This window comes from Capnocytophaga sp. oral taxon 326 str. F0382, assembly GCF_000318295.1.
GTDB classification, from domain to species: domain Bacteria; phylum Bacteroidota; class Bacteroidia; order Flavobacteriales; family Flavobacteriaceae; genus Capnocytophaga; species Capnocytophaga periodontitidis.
This window is the reverse complement of record NZ_KB291457.1, coordinates 42434-65114: the sequence shown is the minus strand read 5'-3', so window position 1 is coordinate 65114 and position 22681 is coordinate 42434. Positions and strand designations below refer to the sequence as shown.

Annotated in this window: 13 protein-coding genes; 6 read left to right on the top strand and 7 right to left on the bottom strand. The window is 38.5% G+C overall.

Features of this window, described 5'->3' with window-relative positions; genetic code table 11:
- Positions 1 to 403: 403 nt before the first annotated feature.
- From HMPREF9073_RS12915 to HMPREF9073_RS12900, 4 genes are all read left to right on the top strand, one after another.
- Positions 404 to 703 (top strand): DUF6261 family protein, encoded by a 300-nt coding sequence (locus HMPREF9073_RS12915; protein ID WP_051046609.1) that lies wholly within the window; start codon positions 404 to 406, stop codon positions 701 to 703.
- A 181-nt stretch (positions 704 to 884) separates the two neighbouring features.
- Positions 885 to 1631 (top strand): hypothetical protein, encoded by a 747-nt coding sequence (locus HMPREF9073_RS12910; protein WP_009414225.1) that lies wholly within the window; start codon positions 885 to 887, stop codon positions 1629 to 1631.
- Between the two features lie 5 nt (positions 1632 to 1636).
- Entirely contained in the window at positions 1637 to 3151 is a 1515-nt protein-coding gene (locus tag HMPREF9073_RS12905; protein WP_009414224.1) for a hypothetical protein, read from the top strand.
- Between the two features lie 71 nt (positions 3152 to 3222).
- Positions 3223 to 4479: a hypothetical protein gene (locus tag HMPREF9073_RS12900; RefSeq protein WP_009414223.1), complete on the top strand. Its 1257-nt coding sequence runs from the start codon at positions 3223 to 3225 to the stop codon at positions 4477 to 4479.
- A gap of 98 nt (positions 4480 to 4577) precedes the next feature.
- On the opposite strand, the gene HMPREF9073_RS12895 is transcribed toward HMPREF9073_RS12900, so the two are convergent.
- The 7 genes from HMPREF9073_RS12895 to HMPREF9073_RS12860 form a co-directional block, all read right to left on the bottom strand.
- Entirely contained in the window at positions 4578 to 5993 is a 1416-nt protein-coding gene (locus HMPREF9073_RS12895) for a S1C family serine protease (RefSeq protein ID WP_009414222.1), read from the bottom strand.
- A 438-nt stretch (positions 5994 to 6431) separates the two neighbouring features.
- Positions 6432 to 7313 carry a hypothetical protein gene (locus HMPREF9073_RS12890; protein ID WP_009414221.1) on the bottom strand — a complete coding sequence of 294 codons (882 nt, stop codon included), beginning with the start codon at positions 7311 to 7313 and terminating at the stop codon, positions 6432 to 6434.
- Between the two features lie 274 nt (positions 7314 to 7587).
- Positions 7588 to 9171, bottom strand: coding sequence for a phosphoenolpyruvate carboxykinase (ATP) (gene pckA, locus HMPREF9073_RS12885; protein WP_009414220.1), 1584 nt, complete (start codon positions 9169 to 9171; stop codon positions 7588 to 7590).
- 476 nt (positions 9172 to 9647) lie between these two features.
- On the bottom strand, positions 9648 to 10961 hold the full coding sequence (locus tag HMPREF9073_RS12875) for a DUF4302 domain-containing protein (RefSeq protein WP_009414218.1): 1314 nt from the start codon (positions 10959 to 10961) through the stop codon (positions 9648 to 9650).
- A 1-nt stretch (position 10962) separates the two neighbouring features.
- A complete protein-coding gene (locus HMPREF9073_RS12870; protein ID WP_009414217.1) occupies positions 10963 to 12039 on the bottom strand; it encodes a substrate import-associated zinc metallohydrolase lipoprotein in 1077 nt (358 codons plus the stop codon).
- A 20-nt stretch (positions 12040 to 12059) separates the two neighbouring features.
- Positions 12060 to 13694 (bottom strand): RagB/SusD family nutrient uptake outer membrane protein, encoded by a 1635-nt coding sequence (locus HMPREF9073_RS12865; RefSeq protein ID WP_009414216.1) that lies wholly within the window; start codon positions 13692 to 13694, stop codon positions 12060 to 12062.
- Positions 13695 to 13715: 21 nt separating this feature from the next.
- Entirely contained in the window at positions 13716 to 16634 is a 2919-nt protein-coding gene (locus tag HMPREF9073_RS12860; RefSeq protein WP_009414215.1) for a SusC/RagA family TonB-linked outer membrane protein, read from the bottom strand.
- 373 nt (positions 16635 to 17007) lie between these two features.
- On the opposite strand from HMPREF9073_RS12860, the gene HMPREF9073_RS12855 reads away from it, so the two are divergent.
- Entirely contained in the window at positions 17008 to 20889 is a 3882-nt protein-coding gene (locus HMPREF9073_RS12855; protein ID WP_034555951.1) for a response regulator, read from the top strand.
- Positions 20890 to 20965: 76 nt separating this feature from the next.
- Positions 20966 to 22645, top strand: coding sequence for a leucine-rich repeat protein (locus HMPREF9073_RS12850; protein WP_009414213.1), 1680 nt, complete (start codon positions 20966 to 20968; stop codon positions 22643 to 22645).
- Positions 22646 to 22681 lie beyond the last annotated feature (36 nt).

The following is a 22681-nucleotide window of genomic DNA, read 5'->3' as shown; positions in this document are numbered from 1 at the left end:
ATTTTAACATTTCTTTGATAAACACTAATGATATTTTTTCTTATATTACAAAAATATCACTTCAAGCCGTCACACGCGGTGAAAACGAAAAGCAAAACTATTTTAACTCATCACGTGCGGTGAAAACAAAAAGCAAAATGGCTTTACATCGTCGGCATTGGTGAACAACAAAAACAAAACTACTTTAAGCCGTCACAATCGATAGCGAAAAAAACAAAATAATTTTGAAATTTTTACACTACAAAATGAAACAGAATGATATTTTTTATTACTTTTGCCAAAAATAGTCGTGTAAAATCAATTCAATATTTATATTAGTAAGATATGAAAACACCCAAATTAGTAGTGTTGCACACCGCAAACCTACACAACGCAGAATTTAGTCAGTTTATTGCCCGCTTTTTTGAAGATTTTTGAGCAGGAAACTTCCAACACGGCATTCAATGATCTTTTTTCTCATCGTTCGCTTAAAGACCTTCAAAAAGAAGTGTATAGCGTAAAAGGATTGCGAAAAGAGCTCACCGATATTTACCAAAAACTTTCGGCTTACATCAATGCCAATGCACAAGTAAAATCCGATGAGTTTTTTGTAAAAACCCTCGAGGTGCTCAACAACAGCCGTAAATACTACGCCGATGTATTGGCACGTCGTAAGGCAGGAGGAAAAGTTCTCTCCGAACCACTAAAAGAGGAAGGGAAGTAGTGTAGAAGAACGATACAAGTTAATATAAAGTTACTTTCGAGTTACAAACTTTGCCAATGTTTAAAACATTGGCAAAGTTGTTAAACATTTCTTTTCTTTATCTTTTTCAAGATAAAGAAGCATTGCAATGCTAATTTTACTTATCAATAATTTATTCGTAACTTTGTAAAAACAATTTGATATGTCAGTAATAACCCTATTAGAAAAGGCGCAGCGTATCAACAATGCGATGCCCGCACGTATGGCTCAGCGTCCGCAGGTGAGCGAAACCGTAATCCCCGAAAAGGAATTTATCACTGTAAAGCAAGCGAAGGAAAAATTTAAAATTCCTATCTATCTGAATGACGACGACAAACTATTGCTCCTCAAAGGCGATGTACTGGTGAAAGGCAACATCACCCGCCAATGGACGGAAGACCTTATGGAAGGCTTACACTGGGAAGGCGATGCTTATGGTATCTTTATCGATGGAAATCTTACCGTTGCAGGTGATATTCTAGACGATAATTACTTGCATCTAAGGGTATCGGGCAACGTGATTTGCGATTATCTCTTTACCTATAACGGTGCTATCTTCATAATGAAAGACCTTTATACTACCTTTGGGCTGTATGGCGAGTATAATGATGGTATGCTTGATGTATTAGGCAATACCAATGCGCCGTATTTCGTAGAAGGTGGACACTATATGCCCGACGAAAGTAAGGTTACTGAGTTTATATCCGTAGAAGCCGAAAACGAAACTGAACAAGAGGATTGCTATCTTCACGACCCTGAAACAGGCTATTTGGAAGAGAGCTGGAAACTCCTCAGACCAGAAGTATGGGAAGAAAATGAGCTTTTCTCTTATTTTTCTGTCAATCGTTTCTTTCAGTTGGTAAAAAACGGAGAAAATCCACTTATCAGCGTAGATACTTATAAAAAATAATTGTTATGAACCTCTCTAACCTTCCCTATCGAACTACTTCTTATGACGAGATTGCCGATGAGCTACCTGAGTCGTCTCTCTACAAAGAGCATTATGACACTCGTTGGCGAAATCGCGTAATCGTGATTGACGGCGACTGGATTTTGGACGAACCTTTAGATTTAGACGCTGTCGATGAGCTTTCTCCTTACTACAACCCCGATGACTACGATTCTTTGCCCCTTTTTATCCTCGTAAAAGGCAATATACAGGCTACGAATATCTACAATGGTGAGATAGAAGGTTCTTGCGGATTAGTGGTTTTGGGCAATCTCACTGCCGAAAACATAGTGGTTGGCGGGCAAGAGATTTTCGTAGGCGGTGATTTGTGCGTTTCGGGATTCTATTGGGGCGATTACAATCACGGAAGCCTTACCGTGATGGGGCATATCAGCATTTACGTGTTCTTGGAAACTGATTACAATCACGATAACAAGCGTTTTGAAGAAAGACGCAATGCCGATATTACCGAATACCTCACCGATGATGATTACGAAGGGCTTTTGTTAGGGGAAAAGCTCGTTTTGTACTTAAAACGCGAATTTTCTTTTGCGTTAGACGATATTTTAAAGATAGATTATATCCCTTGGAGCTGGAAATGCTGGATAAACGATGATATATTCCCTGCTTTAGCCAAAGGTGAAACTATATTCGTAAGCCCTGAAGAAACACAAAAACGTCGCGATGAAATAAGTAAAAAACAAGTACATCTGTTTCCTAATACCGATATTTCGATAGAGAATTTACTTCGTTTTACCTATCCGCCCCTCTTCTCGCTTGTATGTAAACCTGACAAAAATAATAATCCGCGTTTTGAAATGTGGGACGACAATGATGTATTTTACCGCGTCCTTTACGACCCTGATTACGATGCTCATTCTGTTTTTATTCAAAACGATGAAGAATATGGTGTGCTTGCCCAAGTATATAAAGGTGAGTTGCACACCTCAATCAATACTTTTACTGATGAGGGAGTGATTGATATGACTGCAACATCACATCCCGCACATTTTGCGTTCTTAGAAAAAGAGTTTGCTTACTTTTGCAGGCGTTATGAAGAGCTCATCAACAGTCGCATCTACTATCTTTCAAAAGTGAATGAGGTAAACTTCAAGTCACTTTTAACTAATGAAAGACTTCAAGATTTCTACGCACAAAAAGGAAAGAATACTGAGGGTTATGTAACACTTCAAAAAGATGATTTCATACTAAAAGTAAGTAACGAAGAGACAACTTCTGCGAGAATTAGTCTCGGTGAGCACAGCAAATACAATGAGGACGGTTCTGTTGCTTATCTGTACTTTCATTATGAGTGGGACGCAGAAAGAAATTGCGTGCTACTCATCAACGAAGACGAAAACGGCGAGGAATATGAATTGAATTTTGGCAATATCCCTCGATATTATCGCGCAATGATATATTTCAGGAAGTTGCAACTATTATTTCCACCTGTGGAGGAGCAAAGCACTAATGTAATATAATTTCCCGAAGGAAGATTTTGACAATATCAACAAAGATTAAGGATACAAATAGCATTTAAAATTGAACTATTATGAAAGCATTTATTTTTTGGCTAATACTTGGGATATTCTCAGTGCACGCACAGCAATATCAATTGGATAGTATAAACCATATAGGTTATAGGGTAGATTCGCTCAGTAGTGCCTATCAAGTTACAGATTGGCAACATTATAACGCTAAAAAACATTTATTAGTAGTAGGCGATAACCACATTTTCCCCCATCGTTACGCTACCAAAACTGTTATTAAGAATGACAAAGAAGGCAATGAGATTTATAATGTTTTTTACCGCCAAGATTCTTTGAGTAAAAGATGGATAGCAATCCAGAAAGATGAGACTAAGAAAACGAAAAATAAACTCATCAGTATTACTTACCTCAATGAAAATGGCAAAAAGCTATCCCCCAGTAGCAAACGCATTAACAATATAAGAGGTCACACCACCGAAACTGTGTATTACAAATATCTCAATAAGCGTTGGTTTAGAGATAATCGCAATACTTATACCGAGAATGAAAAAGGACGTACAATGCTTTCTGTTGATGAAGTTTGGGATAGTGACATCCAGCAGTGGCAAGGCGACAAGAAAATTGTACGAAAGTTTGAGAATGATACCCTCCTTAAAGAAGAGATTACTTATACTTTTGGGAATAATGAGTGGTATGAAGACGAAAAAACAGAATATATTGACCCTAATGAGAATGAAAGAACCTCTATACAGTATGTTTATAAAGAGGATGGGTGGCTACCTACGCAAAAAATCACTTATACAGAAGATAAGACAAACAGAATTTTCACTAATATAGTACAAGTTTGGGAGAAAGAACAAAACAAATGGCAGAATCAGAGTAGACTCACTGATATATTGGGCGAAAACAACCAGAGTACCTCTATTACTTCAGAGAATTGGAATAAAAAGACCCAAACATACGAGATATACTACACTAATAAGTACCGCTACAACAAAAACAATGAGCTTATTGAGTATTTATTCATCAAACCAAACGAAGAAGAAGGGAGAAGCATTTTTGAGTATGACCGCGAGGGCAATCTGCTGAAAGAAACGAGATATAAACGCACTTCATCAGCGCAAGAATGGCAACCTACTGACCTTATTGAAAATACGCTATCCTCTATTTTATTTAAGGATATTTTAGATAAAGGATTTTTAAGCAATTCGGCGGGAAGAATAGGCAAAAAAGCCCTCAGTGAACAAAAACTCTACCGATATATAGATGGCAAACATTTGCTTTACAGTCATAAAAAGTTTTATTACTCTAAAAGGTAATTTGTATATTAGAAATACCCTACACTTTACATTCCGTAAAGTATAGGGTATTAACATAACCAATTACAGGGTATCAGCATACCCTTCCATTAACCATATTAGAAAAAGAATCTTTCTTTTTCTCCTTTTTCGTTCAGGAATTCTAACGAGTTGCGATTGCGTGAAGAAAGATTAGACATTATATTTTTCAATTCATCTACATCTTTAATGGTTTTTCCATTCACTGAAAGCAACACTTTTCCTACTATATTGATATTGTTGTACTCATAAAACTGACCTGCAGCGGTAACCTTCACACCGTTTTTAGTTTTAAAACGTTTTTGGTCGGCTTCTGAAAGGTTTTTCACTTCCAAACCTAAGGATTGTATTACATAAGTAGTATTTTTCTTAAGTGTGATATTGGCAGTGCGTTCTTTACCTTCGCGTACATAAGTTACTTTTAGCATATCGCCAGGACGTTTAGAAGCGATGTGACCACTAAGGTCAGAGTATTTATGTATCTTCACATTATCGATTTGTTTGATAATGTCACCTTTTTTAAGACCGGCAGCTCCTGCTCCTGAGTCATCATCTACAGAATCCACATAGAATCCTTCAGTTTCTTTGACGTTGAGTTTTTTGGCTACTTCAGAGTCTAATCCTTGTCCGCGTACGCCCATCACCCCACGTTGTACATTTCCGTATTCTATCAAATCTTCTACCACTTTTTTAGCGATATTGCTAGGCACAGCAAATGAGTAGCCCATATATACCCCTGTAGTAGATGAGATTGCGGTATTGATACCAATGAGGTCGCCATTGAGGTTTACCAAAGCTCCCCCACTGTTTCCCATATTCACCACAGCATCGGTTTGTATAAACGATTCTATTTTATCACTACCGCGCTCGCTGATGTTACGTGCTTTTGCACTGATGATTCCGGCAGTAACGGTAGAATTCAAGTTGAAAGGATTCCCTACTGCGAGTACCCATTCGCCTACTTGCGTATTATCGGAGTCCGCAAAGGTGAGGAAAGGTAGTTTTTCGTCGGCTTCTATTTTTAGTAAGGCAATATCGGAAGCGGCATCTGTACCTATGAGTTTAGCTGTATAAGTTTTATTGTTGTTAAGGGTAACCTCCAAAGTAGTAGCATTGGCAATCACGTGATTATTGGTTACTATATAGCCATCGGGAGTAATGATAACGCCAGAGCCTGTACCTACTTGGGTCTGTTCGCCTCCCCCATTACCGTAAAAAAGGTCGAAGATAGAAGTAACGCCTCCTTGTGATTTTACAGTGTTCTTTACGTGCACTACGCTATTCACCGTTTTGTTAGCCGCTTCTACAAAGTTGGTTTCGCCTGCTACCGTTCTTTCAGGGGTAGTGTGATTAGTTTGTACCAAAGCGGGACGTGAGAGCAAATCAAGTGCCTCTTGTTTGGCGTCGTGTTTATCTATAAAGAGTTTATACCCTCCTAAGGTCATAGCTCCGCCGAGGAAGGCAGTAGCTATCATTGTTGCGTAATTCTTCATCATATTTTTTGTTTTACTAATTTGTTTTATATCGTAAGACGAATAGGCAACAACTGTGCCATTTTAATGGCTAATAATAAGAGCTTCTTTAATCTTTTATGTTTCAAAACAAAATTAGATTGTGAATAAACAAGAGTGTTTTTTTGAGGAAGGCATAAAACCTCTCTAACATAATACAATTTAAAATTAATTGATTATCAATACAATCAACTTTTTATAGATATAATCTGTACAAACAAAAAACTTCGATAGAATGTAGTGAAGTAAGTGTTATTTTGAGACTTTTCGGATAACTCTTCAAGAATATTCGTACTGATTTTTATATTAAATCTCACACCAATTTTAATGCGTTTTTTCAATTATCAATTATCTAGTTGTATACATACAGATTAACAACTTTTACTGCTATATTTCGCGAAATAGACACATCAATATAATTAATTATTTAACTAAACTATTATTGATAGCCTTAAAAACTTCACTGTTTTGATGAGGCACACAGTCCTGTACCCAATACCACCAAAAATAACCGCCCACGTAGTTCTTTACATATTTAGGCATCGAATAATAGTGCTTAGCTCTTTGTACTTTACTTTGTACAGAGTACTTCTTATAGTCGTTATTGCCACATTCCCCTATGCCTAATTTAACATTTGGAAAGATAGCTTCTAAATTGTTAAATACATTTTGCCAATTAGGTTGGTAATCATCGTTATCATCTTCGTAATAGCTTACTAACACATAATCCAATTGTTTTTTCATATCTTCAGGAATATATTTTTTTAGCCAATCTTCCATTGTTACTTTTTGGTCATCAGGTTTAAAATAGTAGCTCACAAGCACTGTTTTTGCTTTTTTACTGTGGATAAACTTATAAGCACCATAGGCTTTATTGGCAATAAACTGAGGGTCGTCACCCAACCAACCTTCTCCGTTAATTTCATTGCCCACTTCCCAAAAATCTGTATATGCCGATAGCTCTTCATACGAATCCTGAAATCTCTTTACATAACTATCTACGTTAGTGTATTTTTTCATATCTTCGGAATCGGCAGGTGTTGCCATCACATAAGCTACTTGATGAATAGCCAAAAAAAGTGGTTTGTAATCTGCTATCGCTGTACCTTTAGACATCACTATACGTACCGTAGGTTTTATAGGCATTGCCTTGATAGCATTTACAATCTGTTGAACAGTAACTCTGGTTTTATCCCAACTGTCATCTATAGTAATACCATATAAATAGGTATTTGTAGGGGGATTAGGGTTTGATTGGGGAGCTTCATCATTACTTTTATGACAAGTTATAAAAATAATTGTCATACATAAAAATAATATTCTTTTCATTTTATTAATAATTTCATTCTGAGAAAGCAAAGATACTATTTTTTTAAAAACTATTCCTAAACAAATTATCTTATAATTTCAAAATCCATACTCACTTTCTATTTCATTTTTTTAACATACAAAATTATAAAGTATAACTCGCATTATAAAATCAACAACAAATATATTCAAAATATAGAAGATAATAATAGAAAAAGGCTGCTTCCGATGGGGAAGCAACCTTTTTCAAACTATGTCCTTTAAAGTCAAATTACAATTTAGGAGCACCAGCGAGGACGTCGGCACTTGCACCTTCAGCGAATTTTTTATCTTTGAAGTTTTGTACAAATGATTCAGCTAATTCTTTGAGTTTAGCGCTGAATTGAGCTTTGTCACTCCAAGTATTTTCTGGGTTCAAGATGCTTTGGTCAGAAACACCGTCGCAAGATTGAGGCACTTTGAATCCGAAGATAGGCAATTCTTTGTATTCAACGTTGTTAAGTTTGCCGGTAAGAGCCGCAGTGATAAGAGCGCGGGTATCTTTCAAGCTACATCTTTTCATTTTACCGTTGTAACCAGTGTTTACCAACCATACGTTTACGCCAGTTTCTTTGATTTTTTCAGCCAAACGTTTACCGTATTCAGCTGGGTGAAGAGGCATAAAGGCAGCTCCGAAGCAAGCAGAGAAAGTTTTTTGAGGAGTAGTGATACCTACCTCAGTACCGGCAACTTTAGAAGTATAACCAGAAACGAATTGGTAAGCAGCTTGTTCAGGAGTCAATTTAGAGATTGGAGGCAATACGCCGTAAGCATCGAAAGTAAGGAAGAAGATGTTTTTAGGATTGTGACCTATTGAACCAGGTTGGATATTTGCGATGTGGTAAATAGGATAAGAAACACGAGTGTTTTCAGTGATATCAGTGCGAGAGAAATCAACAACACCTTTATCATCCATAATTACGTTCTCAAGGATAGCGCCTTTTTTGATAGCACCGAAGATTTCAGGTTCTTTTTCAGCGGTAAGGTCAACTACTTTAGCATAACAACCACCTTCGAAGTTGAAAACGGTATTTTCAGGAGTCCAACCGTGTTCGTCGTCACCGATAAGGTGGCGGTTAGGGTCGGCAGAAAGGGTAGTTTTACCAGTACCAGAAAGGCCGAAGAAGATAGCAGTATCACCGTCTTTACCAACGTTAGCAGAACAGTGCATTGGCATAGTGTTGCGGAACACAGGCAATTCAAAGTTCATAGCAGAGAAGATACCTTTTTTAATTTCGCCGGTATAACCAGTACCACCGATTAGGGCGATTTTTTTAGTGAAGTTCAAGATAGCGAAGTTAGCTTGACGAGTACCATCTACAGCAGGGTCAGCTTCAAAACCAGGAGCGTTTACAACTAACCAATCTTCTTTGAAAGAAGGGAGTTCACTATCATCTATACGCAAGAACATATTGTAAGCAAAAAGGTTGCTCCAAGGAAGTTCAGTAATAGTACGGATATTGGTGCGGTATTTAGGGTCGGCGCAAACATAGCCATCGTGAACGTAAATTTCTTTACTTGAAAGATAAGCTACTACTTTTTCGTATAGTTTATCGAATTTTTCGGGTTCGAAAGGGATGTTGATACTACCCCACCATACGCGATCTTTGGTGATATCATCTTTTACGATGAAGCGGTCTTTAGGAGAACGACCTGTAAATTTACCTGTGTTGATAGCAATAGCTCCAGAAGAAGCTTCAACGCCTAATTTTTTGTCCAAAGTTTCTTGGTGAAGTTCGTCAGCAGACAATTGGTAACGAACATTAGCGTTTTTAATTCCGTATTTATCAACGGAAAGTGTTTTTGGTTTACTCATAATGTCTTAAATTTTTTATTTAAAATTCTATAATTTACTAACTTATGTTTTTTTTGATTTACACAGTAGGAAAGCTCTCTGAAAAACGCTGCAAATGTACGCAAAAAAAATGTAATGAACAAATATTTTTAACATTTTTTTTGCAAAAATGATGAGGAAGGAGTATCGCGGAGAAACTCTGAGAATTGCGGAGCGGTGGGAGGTGCGAGCCGCACGGGCAGGGATGGGAGCGGTGGGAACAATGGGAACAATGGGAGTGGTGGGAATGGTGGGAGGGGCAAGCCGCACGGGCAGGGATGGGAGGGATGGGAGGGATGGGAGAGATGGGAGGGGTGGGAATAGTGGGAATAGTGGGAGGGGTGGCGATTGTGTTGATTAATAGAATGATTAACTTTGGCAAAGGTCATAGCTTGATAAGCTATTAGAACCTTTGCCAAAGTGTGGTGATGCAAAAGGGGGTATATACAGAGGAAGGGTTATTTTTTGATGTAAAACCAGACTTCGTCGTTACGGGCACTAGTGAAGATGTAATAACCATTGTTTTGATCTTCTACCTTATAAGGACTATATTTTGCTAATTGCAACAATAGATTCTTTACATCGGAAAAGAAGTAGATGTAGTTATAATAGTCTTCTCCAATGTCTCTAAATAGGATTTCGACTTGATTAGGTTCGCCAGCTACCCCTACGAAATCGGCTTCGTAATAACAATTATAGCCACTTACATCGGCATATAGTTGAGAAACACTTGTGCCATCGTTTCCATTAGCCAATGGCATAAAATAAAGCGACTCGGACAGAACAAAATTAGCTCCATACTCACGTGCAATGGCTCTTTTTCTTCTATTGAAATAGTTTAATAAAATAGGTGATACCCATCCACTACTGAAGTTTATTTGATGAGTGTTATCAGTAGGAATGAAAGGGGAGGTTACAAAAGAGGTTGTAATCGTTCCATCGGGAGTGGTGAGTCCTGTTTTGGCATTGTTGATATAAAACTCACTGAAAGTAACACCATTGATGGTTACGGGTTCATAGAGTTTAAAGCCTTTTTCGGTCATTAGGAAAGCGCGTTGCTCATACTTTTGGTTGTTGTTGTACAAGAAAGCAATCTGTCTATAAGTAGGGAAAAATTTCAGGTTTACTTCTGTTCCGTTTACGCTGATAGGAGACAGTGCTTTGTTCTTTAGAGTATTTGTGTTTTCTCTCAGTTTGTTTAAGAAAGTTTCTCTGTCACCTTCTAATTTTCTGAGTGTCATCAGGTTGTTAGAGGTACGACCACGCAAGGTAAATACGCCATTTTCTTCTTTGAGGAAGATAAAATCTATATCGCCACCTCTTCCTTTAGGAAAGCAGTTGGATACAAAAGAAAAGTGATGTAATACCTTACTATAGGTGTCAAAACTCAAGGTAGGACCTTCTGTTATGGTATATCTGAAGTAAGAGGTGTCTTCGGTATTATCCTTTAAGACTTCAGAGGAGGCTGTTACCTTTCCATCGGCGAACTTCACGATATAGTTATAGCCACCGATACTGCGGTCGAAGCGGGGATAGTCTCTTTCGGTAGCAAAAACAGTAGGATTATAGGGGTATACCCAAAAGCCTACGTTGCTTTCGCCAGGGTAACTACTCAAGACCCAATAGGTATTAGGGGCTTCTAATTGGCTTTTGTACTTTTGAAGGATGCTATTGTTACGTTCGGAAGGTTTTTGAGAGAACACATCGTCTTCTTTGTAACTACAACTGATAAGCATCAATGTTGATAGTGCTATATATAGGTATTTTTTCATTTTAATCGTTGTTTAATATTGAAAAATCTTTTGCAGGCACGGCTACGCCATCGAAGGTTTTACCAGCTACATAAGGATAACGGCTGCGAATTTCGGCTCTAAACTCATCTAAATTGATGTTCCAAGTCTCAGACAGGTATTTTTTCATAATAGCTATCTTTTGTTCTAATTTTTGTTTGCCGGTATAGGTCTCGGTATCTCTTATTTTTACGTCGGCTTCTTTGAGTACTTCTTCCCAAACGCTAGCAGATTCGTAGCCTGTTATATCGCCATAATTCACAAATTTGGCTTTCCAAGCGGTGTACAAACTATCGTCGAAGCCATCACCATCGGTATCTAAGCTGCTATTGGTAGTGGCACAACCGCAATCCAAAGAGGCGTTGTAATAGACAATGTAACGGGCTAATAGTTCTACGAAATCTTCGTCGTGGTCGTAACTAGAATAAGCGGTGATGAATCCAGCTTTTAGGTAGTCGCGAGTGCTACCCCAATGGCTAAAGCAGTTTCCCCCTTGATAGTCGTTGAGCGATATTTTCTCGTAATCGGTAGTGTACTGTATTGACTGGTGCAAGGTATGTGAATTTTCGTGATAGAGAGTAGACAACAGGTTATCGTTCAGCCAGTAGATATTATTAGGCTGGATGTTGTTTATCTCGGTGAGGTGCACTTTTCTACCTACATTAGCAAGCCCTACGTTCTTAGAGCCATCACTATTGAAAGCAGGTTGCCCCAACAAGATGAGCATATTGAAGGAATGTTCCTTCAAGAAAGTTGTAGAAGTTATTTTTACATAGGGTTCTACAAATAAGTACTTAAACACATTGACGAACTGTACAGCCTTATCGTATTGGGTGGGAGTATAGGAGTACTCACGATTGATGAGCTTGTTATCTTCATACCTATACACTATCTCGATACTATAAGGGGTTGCTATATATTTATCTAAATATCTATCCAGCTCATTTTGAGGGTTTAAGGTAGAACCGTCACTCTCGGGTGTATCATCACTGAGTTTATCGTGGTTGCTACAACCTAAGAAGAAAAGAGCTGCACAAAGGGGATATAGTATTTTTTTCATACGTTGAGTTTTTATTTTTATTATCTTGGGTTTGCTTGCATTCCTGCACCAATAACGGCATCGGGTAGTTGTATGGTGCGTTTCAAATCGTCAGGAGGCAAGATGGCTTTGATGGTTGAGTTGTTTCGGTTTCTGTTGTCACGCTGATATCTGGCGACCTCTATATTATAACGGCGTATATCTTGCCAGCGCAATCCTTCGCCAAGGGTGAGGATACGGCGGCATTGTAATAGGTAGTGCAAGAGAGGTTCTTGAATACCATCGTTGGCAATGGCAAAAGATGGAGCGAGGCGTTTTTTTTGAGTTGCTCCATTATCGGTAGCGGTAGAGGAATAAGCCAAATTGTTGTAAAAGTCTACAATTTCTTGTTGGGTGAATTGGTTTTTAGAAGTATAACTTCCTATAGTAACATCTTTTTTGATGAATTTACCTGTCCACATATTGAGGTCGTTGATCGCACTTGCATATTGTTGCAGGTGTATTTTAGCTTCGGCACGTACCAAAAGAGTTTCATCGGTAGTGAAAGGGACAACGATGCTTTTTTTGACGGTAGTACCTTCTTCATTTTTAGCATTGAATTTAGGAAATTTATCGACTACTACCCCATCGGCACGGGCGCTGGTAGGGGTAAAAGGTTCGAAATAGTAATAGCCAAACGAGAAGTTGTTATTAGGTTGGCGTTGAGGATACCACAAGTTTGCAGTTACGAGTGTTTCCTCGCCGTTTGTGCGTTTGTTGTGTACAAAACGTGTATAGGGTGTAAAATAAGTTTCGGATATTTCGGAACTCACAGGCAAGAGCAACAAATTGGCATTGATTCGTTCATTGGTGTAATAAATGGCAAACCTACCGAATACTTTTCCTCCTGTTTTGCTTGCATCGGTGAAGTCGCTCCAATTGCGCAAGAGTCCTTCGGTAGTAGCATCGTTGGTGGAGAGCACTACATTGGCGGCATCTAAGGCTTTTTGCCATTGTTGGTAATACAAATAGAAGCGTGCCGCAAAAGCATAAGCTGCTTTTTTGTTGAAGTGGTATTTAGGTGTTTGGTAATAACTATCATTAATGAGAGGTAGGCCTGTGGTGAGGTCGGCATCTATTTTGGCATAGACCTCGGCTACCGTACCTCTTGCGTATTTTCTATTGAGTTCGCTTTCAGGTTGTAGCATATAAGGAATACCCAAATCGGTACTGCTACTATTGGGATTATAAGGTTTAGAAAAGAGGTTCACCAGCACAAAGTGAGCATAGGCGCGCGCTACTAAGGCTTCTCCTTTACAAGCGTTGAGTTCTGCTGAAGCGCTCATTTTTTCAATGGCTTCGAGCACGCTATTAGCCGTATTAATTGCTTGGTAGTGAGCTGTCCAAACATTCTGTAGTCCGTCGCTATTATTATATTCGCGTATTACCTGCCAATAGCTTGCTTCATTGCTCAAGTAGTTAGCGCCTGATATGATAGTACCGTTATCGTCAATATTATCGGAGGAGAGTTCGCTTATGACAATTTCGCTTGTTTTAGGATAAGCGTTTGTGAGCAATCGGCGTGCTTTTTCGGGGGTATCGATGCGCACTTGGTTATCGGGCAACTCATCGAGTAACTGGTTGCAGGCGGTCAAGCTGCATGCGGCTATACCTATAAGTATATATATCTTTTTCATCGTTTTTCTGTTTTTTTAAGATTAAAGACCTACTCTTAAAGTAAATATAAGGCGTTTTGGCTGGATAGGAGTTCCATTAGCCAGATAATCGGGGTCGTCGCCGTTGAGTCGTTTATCGGCATATAGCAAGGCGAGATTGGTTCCTTGGAGTTTCATACTCAGCTGGCGGATATGGTTTCTTTTCAAGAATTCTTTATCAAAAGTATAACCTATAGAGATTTCTTTTAATCGAATGTTATCACCTTTGGCTATGCGAATATCGGAATAATCATAGGTGTAGTACGCTTGTATTACATTGGCTCTTTGGTATTGTTCAAACATATAAGAGGTAAAAAGCGTAGGCATTGTAGTGCTTTTCTCATCGCCTTCTCTCAACCAGCGATTGTTGAGTTCTTTAGGTGCGGTACTATAATCGGTTGCATAAGCATTGGTGATTTTACGCAAGCGCACCACATTGCCGTAAGAATAGGTAAAAACAACGCCGAGCGAAAGTCCTTTATAACTAAAAGAGTTGCTGAAACTTCCTTTATCGGTAGGGATAAGTGTACCCGAATATTTCAAGAAATCAACATTGCGGTTGTCAAAACGAATACCACTCACTGTGCTGTTGCCATTAGCGTCCAAGAAAGTAGGTAGTCCCTTGTCATTCAGTCCGTTGAAAGGTATAGAGAAAATAGATTTCAGCGGATAGCCTTCTTTGGCAAAACCAGCGGGCGAGCTACTGGTGGTAGAGTAGCCTATCATATCTCTAATGGTAGGGGCGGTAAGCAATTTGGTTACCTCGTTGGTAGCACGCGAATACACGAAAGAAGTTTTCCAAGAGAAATCACTTGTTTTTATATTGGTTGTTTCCAAACCGAGTTCTACGCCTCGTATGCGCATTTCAGCCATATTTCCTTTTTTGGTAATCGTTCCTCCTACGCCTTGGGTTACAATATCACCAATGAGGTCATAACTCTTTCGGTTGAACCATTCTGCTGATATGTTGATGCGATTGTTGAATAAGCCTAACTGAGTACCGAGGTTGAGTTCTTGGTTTTTTTCATAGGTAAGGTCGTGGTTGGCAGCATTTTTTATGTATAAGCCTATCTCACGCTCGGTTGAGTTTCGCCAAGGCATATCGGTATAGATTTGAGAAAGCGAATTGCTCACAGAAGGGGAAATGGCTGTTATTCCAAAAGAGGCTTTAAACGATAAGAGCGAGAGCGGTTTGAGTTTGCTGAAGAATTTTTCTTCGGTTACGTTCCACTTTACTCCTGTGTTCCAAGTAGGCATCCATCGTATGTAACGCGATTCGCCGAACTTGTTAGAGGCATCATATCGAAGAGTTCCATCAAAGGTATAACGTTTCTTAAATGTATAGCTCACATTTCCGTAGAAGGCTTGGTTGTTGTTCACAGTGTTGTTGATGCTGTAATAGTTTTTGTTTTCTTCTTGTCGTTTTTTGAAGAGGAGATAACTGTAATAGCTATAATATCCTGAGTTATAGAGGACGCCGTAATTGTCGTTAGAGTCGGTATTGCGCTGTGTATTATCCATTTCAAAACCGCCAAACAGCGATAGGAGGTGCAAACCGTTTTTAAAGCTGTCGTTATAACTTATTGTAGCGCGGAAGTTGTTGCTACGGGTGGTCATTTCTCGTTTAGAGCGCAAGCCACCTTCGGGCAATACGATGCTGGGGAGAGCAAAAGGGTCGTTAGGGTCTTTATAGAGATTATTATTGCTATCACGGATGAAGGAGTTTGACATCTCGCGGTAAGACATTGCCTCGTTTGATTTTTCGGTGCGGTCGGTATTGCGGATATAAGACTGGTATCGTATAGCGCCCATTAGAGAGGCTTCGACTTTAGGGGTAATTTTCCAAGAGAGTTGTGCCTGCAAACGCAAATTGGCGGTATAGCTTTTTCGATAGGCATTATCTATTTCGTTGAAGATATTGTAAGGAGTGTATTTTTGGGTGTAGTAGTCCTTAGGGTCTAAGGCACGGGAGTTGTTAAGGGCGTAAGAATATAAATCTTGATAAGGAGAAAGTTGTTCTCTATAGGACAAGTCGTTGATGACATTCAGGCGTACTTTTCGAGAGAGGTTGTAGTTAGCATTTAGGTTTCCAGAGTATTGATTTAAGTAGCTTCCTTTCGTCCAACCTGGGTCGCTGAGCACACTCAAAGCGGCGTAATAAGTAGATTTTTCATTTCCAGAGGAGAAAGATAGGGTGTGGTTTTGCATTATACTTGTTTGAAAGAGCTCGTTGAACCAATTGGTGTTCCTAAGTCCGGCAGCTCCGAGGTAAGCAGCGCGCCCTGCTTCGGTATTAGGTACCATAGGGTTGCCATTGGCATCTAATATTTTATACAGTTGGTACATTCGCGAGAGCACGCCCGTTTGAGCGTAGATATCATCGACTTTGAAGTGTCCAGCTTGTAAAAACTCTTTGTATAGTGCGACTTGGTCTTGCGAGTTCATTATATTATACTCGGCATAGGTAGGGATAAAACGAAAGGTAGATTCATTGGTATAGGTGATGTTGCTACTTCCTACATTTCCTTTTTTAGTGGTAATAGCGACAACTCCCCCGATAGCTCGCTGGCCATAGATAGCGGTAGCTGAAGCGTCTTTAAGTACTTTAAAACCTTCTATACTTTCGGCGGTAAGGCCAGGTATAGCCGCGGCGATGAGCATTTTAGCGTCGTCGGAGACTAAATCTTCAGGTTTTAAATCTATATCGTCTTCCAATATTACCCCATTGAGCACCCATAGGGGTTTGGTATTCCCTGAGATAGAAGTTTCGCCGCGCGTAATGGTGTTCATAGGAGTTTGTGCTGTAGTGGTTTTAGAGGTAGTAGCAGTAGTAGTTACTGTTTGCGTTTGGGCGGTAGTCCATTGGGTTAGCCATACAAAAACGCACAGTAGCGAGAGAGTTTTAAATTTTAGTACCTTCATATTATTTTTTGTGGTATGAGGTCGCAAATATACGACATTAAACGAAACGATGCAAATATTTTGTTAAAAAAATTGGGGAAATATATTTTAATTAGATTGTGAATAAATAATAATCGGGAGTGGAGGAGTGGGATTATTAGACAGTGCGGACGAGTTGGGCGAGGCAGATGGTGATATTAATAGACTTTTTAGTTAGAGAGAGGCTTGAGAATCTCGGAAAATTGCAAGGAGAATTATTTTTGATAGTTTTTTGTGATATTGTTTTTAGGGAAACTTCGTTGTGTGTTCGTTGTGTGTTCGTTGTGTGTTCGACTCTGCATTAAATTAGTATATTGACAAATTATTATTATCTTTGCACTCCAAATAAATGAGGATGAGAATGAGAATACTACCAGCTTTTATATTTATCATATTAAGTTGCTTCCTTTCATTAGTAGGATATAGCCAAAGTTCTACTACTGAATACTATTTTAAACGCATTTCTATAGAACACGGTTTGTCGCAATCGGGGGTTACTACTATGGTTCGCGACCATAAAGGGCTTTTATGGATTGGCACTCGGCAAGGAATCAATAGAGTGGATAGGAATCACCTTAAGAAGTATATTGACGATTATGTTTACCAGCTCTTGGAAGATGCTCAACAAAACCTTTGGGCTATCACCCCCAAAGGTGTATTACGCTACAATTCAGACCAAGATACTTTTCTTCCTATTATCAACCAGCAGTTATTTTCTATCTGTACTACCCAAAAAGGTGTGTACTTTGGAGGTTATGCTGCTATCTATCAGTATGATTACGCTACTAAGAAGATTGAGCGTTTACCTCTGCGCAAAGACCCTCTCTCTAAAGATAAAGAATGTCTCATCACACATTTATTTCCTATAGATAGCGATACACTTTTAGCAGGTACAGAAAGTGATGGTTTGTATCTTTATTCTTTTAAAAATGAATTGCTAAAGGCTTTTATCACTGAAAATGCTAGTCCGTTGAGCAGTCTTTATTACGACACTAATCGCAAAGAAGTATTGTTTTCAGTTTTTCAAAAAGGGCTTTTTCGCTATAGTCTTTCAGGAGCATTTATAGGGCATTACCACACTCAAAACAGTTCCTTACCTAATGATATTATTTTAGATATCAAGCCTTATAAAAATAGAATATGGCTTGCCACTGATGGCGGAGGGGTATCAGTATTCAATCCTGCTGATCAGCGTTTCTTCAACATACAACACAGTGCGGGTAATGTGCACTCCATCCCTGTAAACTCTATCACTGTACTTTACGAAGACCCTAATCACAATATGTGGGCGGGTACTGTGCGCGATGGTGTTTTTCTCTTTAAAGAAACCTATATCAAAACCTATACTGATAGTGCCTTGGGTAGTAATAATGGACTTTCGGAACGCGCAGTCATCAGCCTTTATGAAGCCCCTAATGGCATACTATGGATAGGTACTGATGGTGGAGGTATCAATGCTTTTAACCCTCAAACAGAACATTTTACACATCATTTAAACACTTATACCGACAAGGTGTCGTCTATCACCTACTTTTCACCTAATGAGCTTTTAGTATCTCTCTATAGTAAAGGGCTTTTTATATACAATACTAATGTTCGTAAGTACACACCTTTTCTACTTCGTGATGAAACGACTAACCAGCAAGAATGTCACACTGGGTTTACTCCTTTTGTATACCGAATTAACAATGATTTAATACTCATTACTGCTAAAAATACTTATCTCTATCAACTAAGAAACAAACAGTTTACTAAAATATCTTTTGCCCCAAATATTGCCCCTAAAATAGCTTTACAACTAAAGGCAGAAGTAGGCAATACTCTCTACCTCAGCAAAGGTAACTCTCTTTACCAAATGAATGTACAACAGCCTGAACTAAAACCCTTTCTTAGTTTAGAGAATGAGTGTAACATCAGTGCTGTGTGTTATGATCACACTCATAACAGCTTTTGGATCGCAACAGATAAGGGGCTTTTTAGTTATTCCTTATCCAATAAAAAACTTGAGAATGTAGCTACCGAGAACCTTTTTAGACAAATCAGTTATATGCAATTAGATGATGTACAACGCCTATGGATAAACGCTAGCAATGTACTCTTTTCTTACCATATCCCCGACAAAAAAATAATGATATGGGATGATAATGATGGTTTTCTACCTAACGATGTGCTTACAGGTTATGTACAGACTAAAGCTTCTCCTTACATCTATATGGCAGGAGTGGGAGGATTAGCAAAAATCAATAAAGCGATACGCTCAAGTGAGAATACTTCTCCCTTACTCTTCTTACAAAACATTGAACTAAATGGCAAAATATACAGCGCTCACAATTTTCCTAAAGAAATACCTCCTTATTTTAACTCATTGAAAATAAATGTAGGACTTAATGAAAAGGATATGTTCCGTCGTTTGCTTTTCCGTTTCAAAATTAAGAATAAAGAACAGACCTCTGTGATTGAAACTTACGACAATCGCCTTGATATCTCTCTTCTATCAGTAGGCAAATACCAAGTTGCAGTAGCTTGTATGACTCAAAATGGATCGTGGACTCCCGATACACCTTTGCTTTCTTTTGAAGTATTACCTGTATGGTATCAACGGACTTGGTTTTTTGTAAGCGTAGGTTTGTTGCTGTTAGCTATCACAGCAGGAGTAATATGGGGCTATCTGCGCCGCAAAAAGCAACAACTGAAATGGCAAATTGCTCTTCATCAGCAAGAACTGAACGAAGATAAGATTCAGTTTCTCACGAATGTAAGCCACGAACTACGCACTCCTCTGACACTTATCTATGCTCCCTTGAAACGACTGTTGAGTGATAGCAATACCTCCACTCTTCCTCCTGCCCAAAAAACACAATTAGAAGGAGCTTTTAGACAAGCCAATACAATGAAAAACATCATCAATTGGATATTAGACTACAATCGCTCTACCTCATTAGAAAATACACTTTCTAAAACCTATACAGACCTCAATCATCTTATCACTGATTGTAGTAAGGATTTTGAACAAGAATTTGAAAGCAAACATATACAATTAGACCTACAATTAGACAAAAACTTACCGCCTATAGCTATTGACACAGCTAAAATACGCGTAGTGCTCTCTAATTTACTTATGAATGCCGTAAAATTTAGCAATGAAGGAGCTACTATAAGACTACGCAGTACTCATACTTCCGAAATAGTACGTTTTCAAGTAGAAAATACAGGTATCGGACTTCAAAACATAGACCCCAACAAACTCTTTAGTCGATTTCAGCAAGGAAAACACCAGCAAGGTGGCAGTGGTATAGGTCTTGCTTATTGCAAAGAATTAGTAGAAAAACACGATGGCAAAATAGGCGCTTATGACGAAGGAGCACAAACTATTTTTTATGTGGAATTACCTTACAATAATAGTAATGTATTAGAGAAATTCGACAACGAAGAAACAGATATCCAAGTACCCGAAAAAACTACTGTGAGTGATATGAGTCAATACAGTATACTTTTAGTAGATGACAACACCGATTTTCTCAACTATCTTTATAGTGAAGTACGTCCGTTGTTTAAGAATGTACTTAAAGCGGTGAATGGAGAAGAAGCTCTATTGCTTTTAAAAACTCACCAACCCGACCTTATCGTAAGCGATGTGATGATGCCTATAATGAATGGATATCAGTTGTGTAAAGAAGTAAAAGAACAGCTCAACATCAGTCATATACCAATAATATTGCTCACCGCTAAGAGTGATGGTGAGAGTCAGAAAATAGGTTATAAATTAGGTGCTGATGCTTATCTTTCTAAGCCTTTTGACATTGACTTATTGCTATCAGTGATAGGTAATTTGATCAAACAGAAAGAGCTCATCAAGCAACGATACGAAAAAGAAGTGCTTCTCCCCTCGCCTGCCCTCACTACCATTAGTAATGCTGACGAACAATTTATGATGAAACTCAACCAGCTCATCAAAAAACGCTACAACGAAATTGACCTTGATGCTAATAATATAGCTGAAGCAATGGCGATGAGTCGTGCTAGTTTATACAACAAGATGAAGCAAATCACAGGTTTAGGTATTGCCGAGTACCTAAATAAGTATCGTATAGAAGTAGCTTGTCAACTCCTCAAAACTACCGATCTTCCTATCAATGATATCGCTACCGACATAGGCTTCAACTCATCTAAATATTTCAGTACTGCTTTTAAACAAGCTATGGGAGTAAGCCCACGAGAGTATAGAAACGGCAAATAAAAAGAAACACTCTGGCACATTTTTTGATAATAACCTTTGATTTATATTTTAACATTTATTAGTAATTTAGCATTTTATGAAAAAGATTGTTTTTTTAGCAATGTTTGTAGGTCTTAGTCTTGTCTCTGTGCAATGTACTAAAACCGTAGAAGAACGCATTGTAGAGCGCGAGCGTACTAATACTATTCTCTCGGGATCTACAGCCCCTACCGCTACTATAGGTAACGTAGGCGATTATTATATAGATCTTACCTCTGTAAACCTATATGGGCCTAAAACTGCCGAAGGTTGGGGAAACCCTGTAAGCCTTAGAGGACTACAAGGACAAAACGGTACTGATGGGCAAAACGGTCAAGATGCTCCTATACCTCACATCGGAGATGATGGCTATTGGTATATAGGCAATACTAAAACTGCTGTAAAAGCACAAGGGAATAACGGCGCTGACGGTCAAAATGGCGTTACCCCTACTATCTCTGAGGACGGCTATTGGATTGTTAACGGACAAAAAACTAATGTAAAAGCCAAAGGAGAAAAAGGGGCTGACGGTCAAAATGGCACCAATGGACAAAACGGCATTACACCTACTATTTCTATCGACAACAACGGCTATTGGGTAATCAATGGCGTAAAAACTGACATCAAAGCCAAAGGTGAAAAAGGGGAAAAAGGGGAGGACGGTCAAAACGGTACTACACCCTCTATTTCTATCGACAACGACGGCTATTGGGTAATCAATGGCGTAAAAACCAATACCAAAGCCAAAGGTGAAAAAGGAGAAAAAGGTCAAAATGGAACCACCCCTACTATTACAATTGATAACGATGGTTATTGGGTAATAAATGGCATAAAATCAAACACTAAAGCCAAAGGTGAAAAAGGAGAAAAAGGTAATGACGGTCAAAATGGAGCCGATGCTCCTAAACCCAATATCAAAGATGGCTATTGGTATATCGGTAATGTAAATACCAACATCAAAGCTCAAGGCGAAAGAGGACTCCCTGGTAAAGACGGATCTAAAATATACGCAGGTCAAGGGAAACCTAATACACAAGGTGTAGAAGGCGATTACTACATTGATACTGAGGACAAAATATTCTACGGACCTAAAACCAATACTGGCTGGCCTTCTACTGGTATATCTCTCTCTGCACAACAAATAATCACTACCGATTATGAGCTTAGTTCTGACGGCAAAACACTTCTGAAATGGAAAAACCCTAACACCCGTTTTATCGATATGAACGCCGACCCTAAACTAAAAGACGTAGAATTTATAGCTGAATTAGCTTTTAATGGAGAGCAAGTGTCATACGAATTAAGAACTTTTGTCATTGGAAATAAAGTGAAAAGTATAGGTGCTAAGGCTTTCAATGGATGTTTTAGATTAACAACTGTAGAAGCAGATGAAAATAAAACTACACAGATTACAGAAATAAAAGAACAAACTTTTGCTAATTGTAATCATCTGCAAAATATAGACATTCCTTCAAATGTTACTACTATTGGTAAAAGGGCTTTTATAGGTTGTTATAAACTTACAACTATTATACTCCCTGAAAAAGTAAACAAAATAGAAGATCAAGCCTTTATGCAATGTAAGAATTTGCACACTCTAATTACACATAACCCTACTGCTTTTAATATAAACAAAAAGGCATTTATTCAAACACACTTACGTAATATTTATGTACCCTCTCAAAAAGCAGACAGTTATAAAGCACTAAATGCAGATTACAAAGATATTATCAAATAAAATTAAAAATAAAAAAAGCTACCAAATGGTAGCTTT

What these genes read in the sequence shown, in the direction of transcription:
- HMPREF9073_RS12910 (WP_009414225.1), top strand. Translation starts at nt 885, where the DNA reads ATGTCAGTAATAACCCTATTAGAAAAGGCGCAGCGTATCAACAATGCG.
- HMPREF9073_RS12905 (WP_009414224.1), top strand. Translation starts at nt 1,637, where the DNA reads ATGAACCTCTCTAACCTTCCCTATCGAACTACTTCTTATGACGAGATT.
- HMPREF9073_RS12900 (WP_009414223.1), top strand. Translation starts at nt 3,223, where the DNA reads ATGAAAGCATTTATTTTTTGGCTAATACTTGGGATATTCTCAGTGCAC.
- HMPREF9073_RS12895 (WP_009414222.1), bottom strand. Translation starts at nt 5,993, where the DNA reads ATGATGAAGAATTACGCAACAATGATAGCTACTGCCTTCCTCGGCGGA.
- HMPREF9073_RS12890 (WP_009414221.1), bottom strand. Translation starts at nt 7,313, where the DNA reads ATGACAATTATTTTTATAACTTGTCATAAAAGTAATGATGAAGCTCCC.
- pckA (WP_009414220.1), bottom strand. Translation starts at nt 9,171, where the DNA reads ATGAGTAAACCAAAAACACTTTCCGTTGATAAATACGGAATTAAAAAC.
- HMPREF9073_RS12875 (WP_009414218.1), bottom strand. Translation starts at nt 10,961, where the DNA reads ATGAAAAAATACCTATATATAGCACTATCAACATTGATGCTTATCAGT.
- HMPREF9073_RS12870 (WP_009414217.1), bottom strand. Translation starts at nt 12,039, where the DNA reads ATGAAAAAAATACTATATCCCCTTTGTGCAGCTCTTTTCTTCTTAGGT.
- HMPREF9073_RS12865 (WP_009414216.1), bottom strand. Translation starts at nt 13,694, where the DNA reads ATGAAAAAGATATATATACTTATAGGTATAGCCGCATGCAGCTTGACC.
- HMPREF9073_RS12860 (WP_009414215.1), bottom strand. Translation starts at nt 16,634, where the DNA reads ATGAAGGTACTAAAATTTAAAACTCTCTCGCTACTGTGCGTTTTTGTA.
- HMPREF9073_RS12855 (WP_034555951.1), top strand. Translation starts at nt 17,008, where the DNA reads ATGAGAATGAGAATACTACCAGCTTTTATATTTATCATATTAAGTTGC.
- HMPREF9073_RS12850 (WP_009414213.1), top strand. Translation starts at nt 20,966, where the DNA reads ATGAAAAAGATTGTTTTTTTAGCAATGTTTGTAGGTCTTAGTCTTGTC.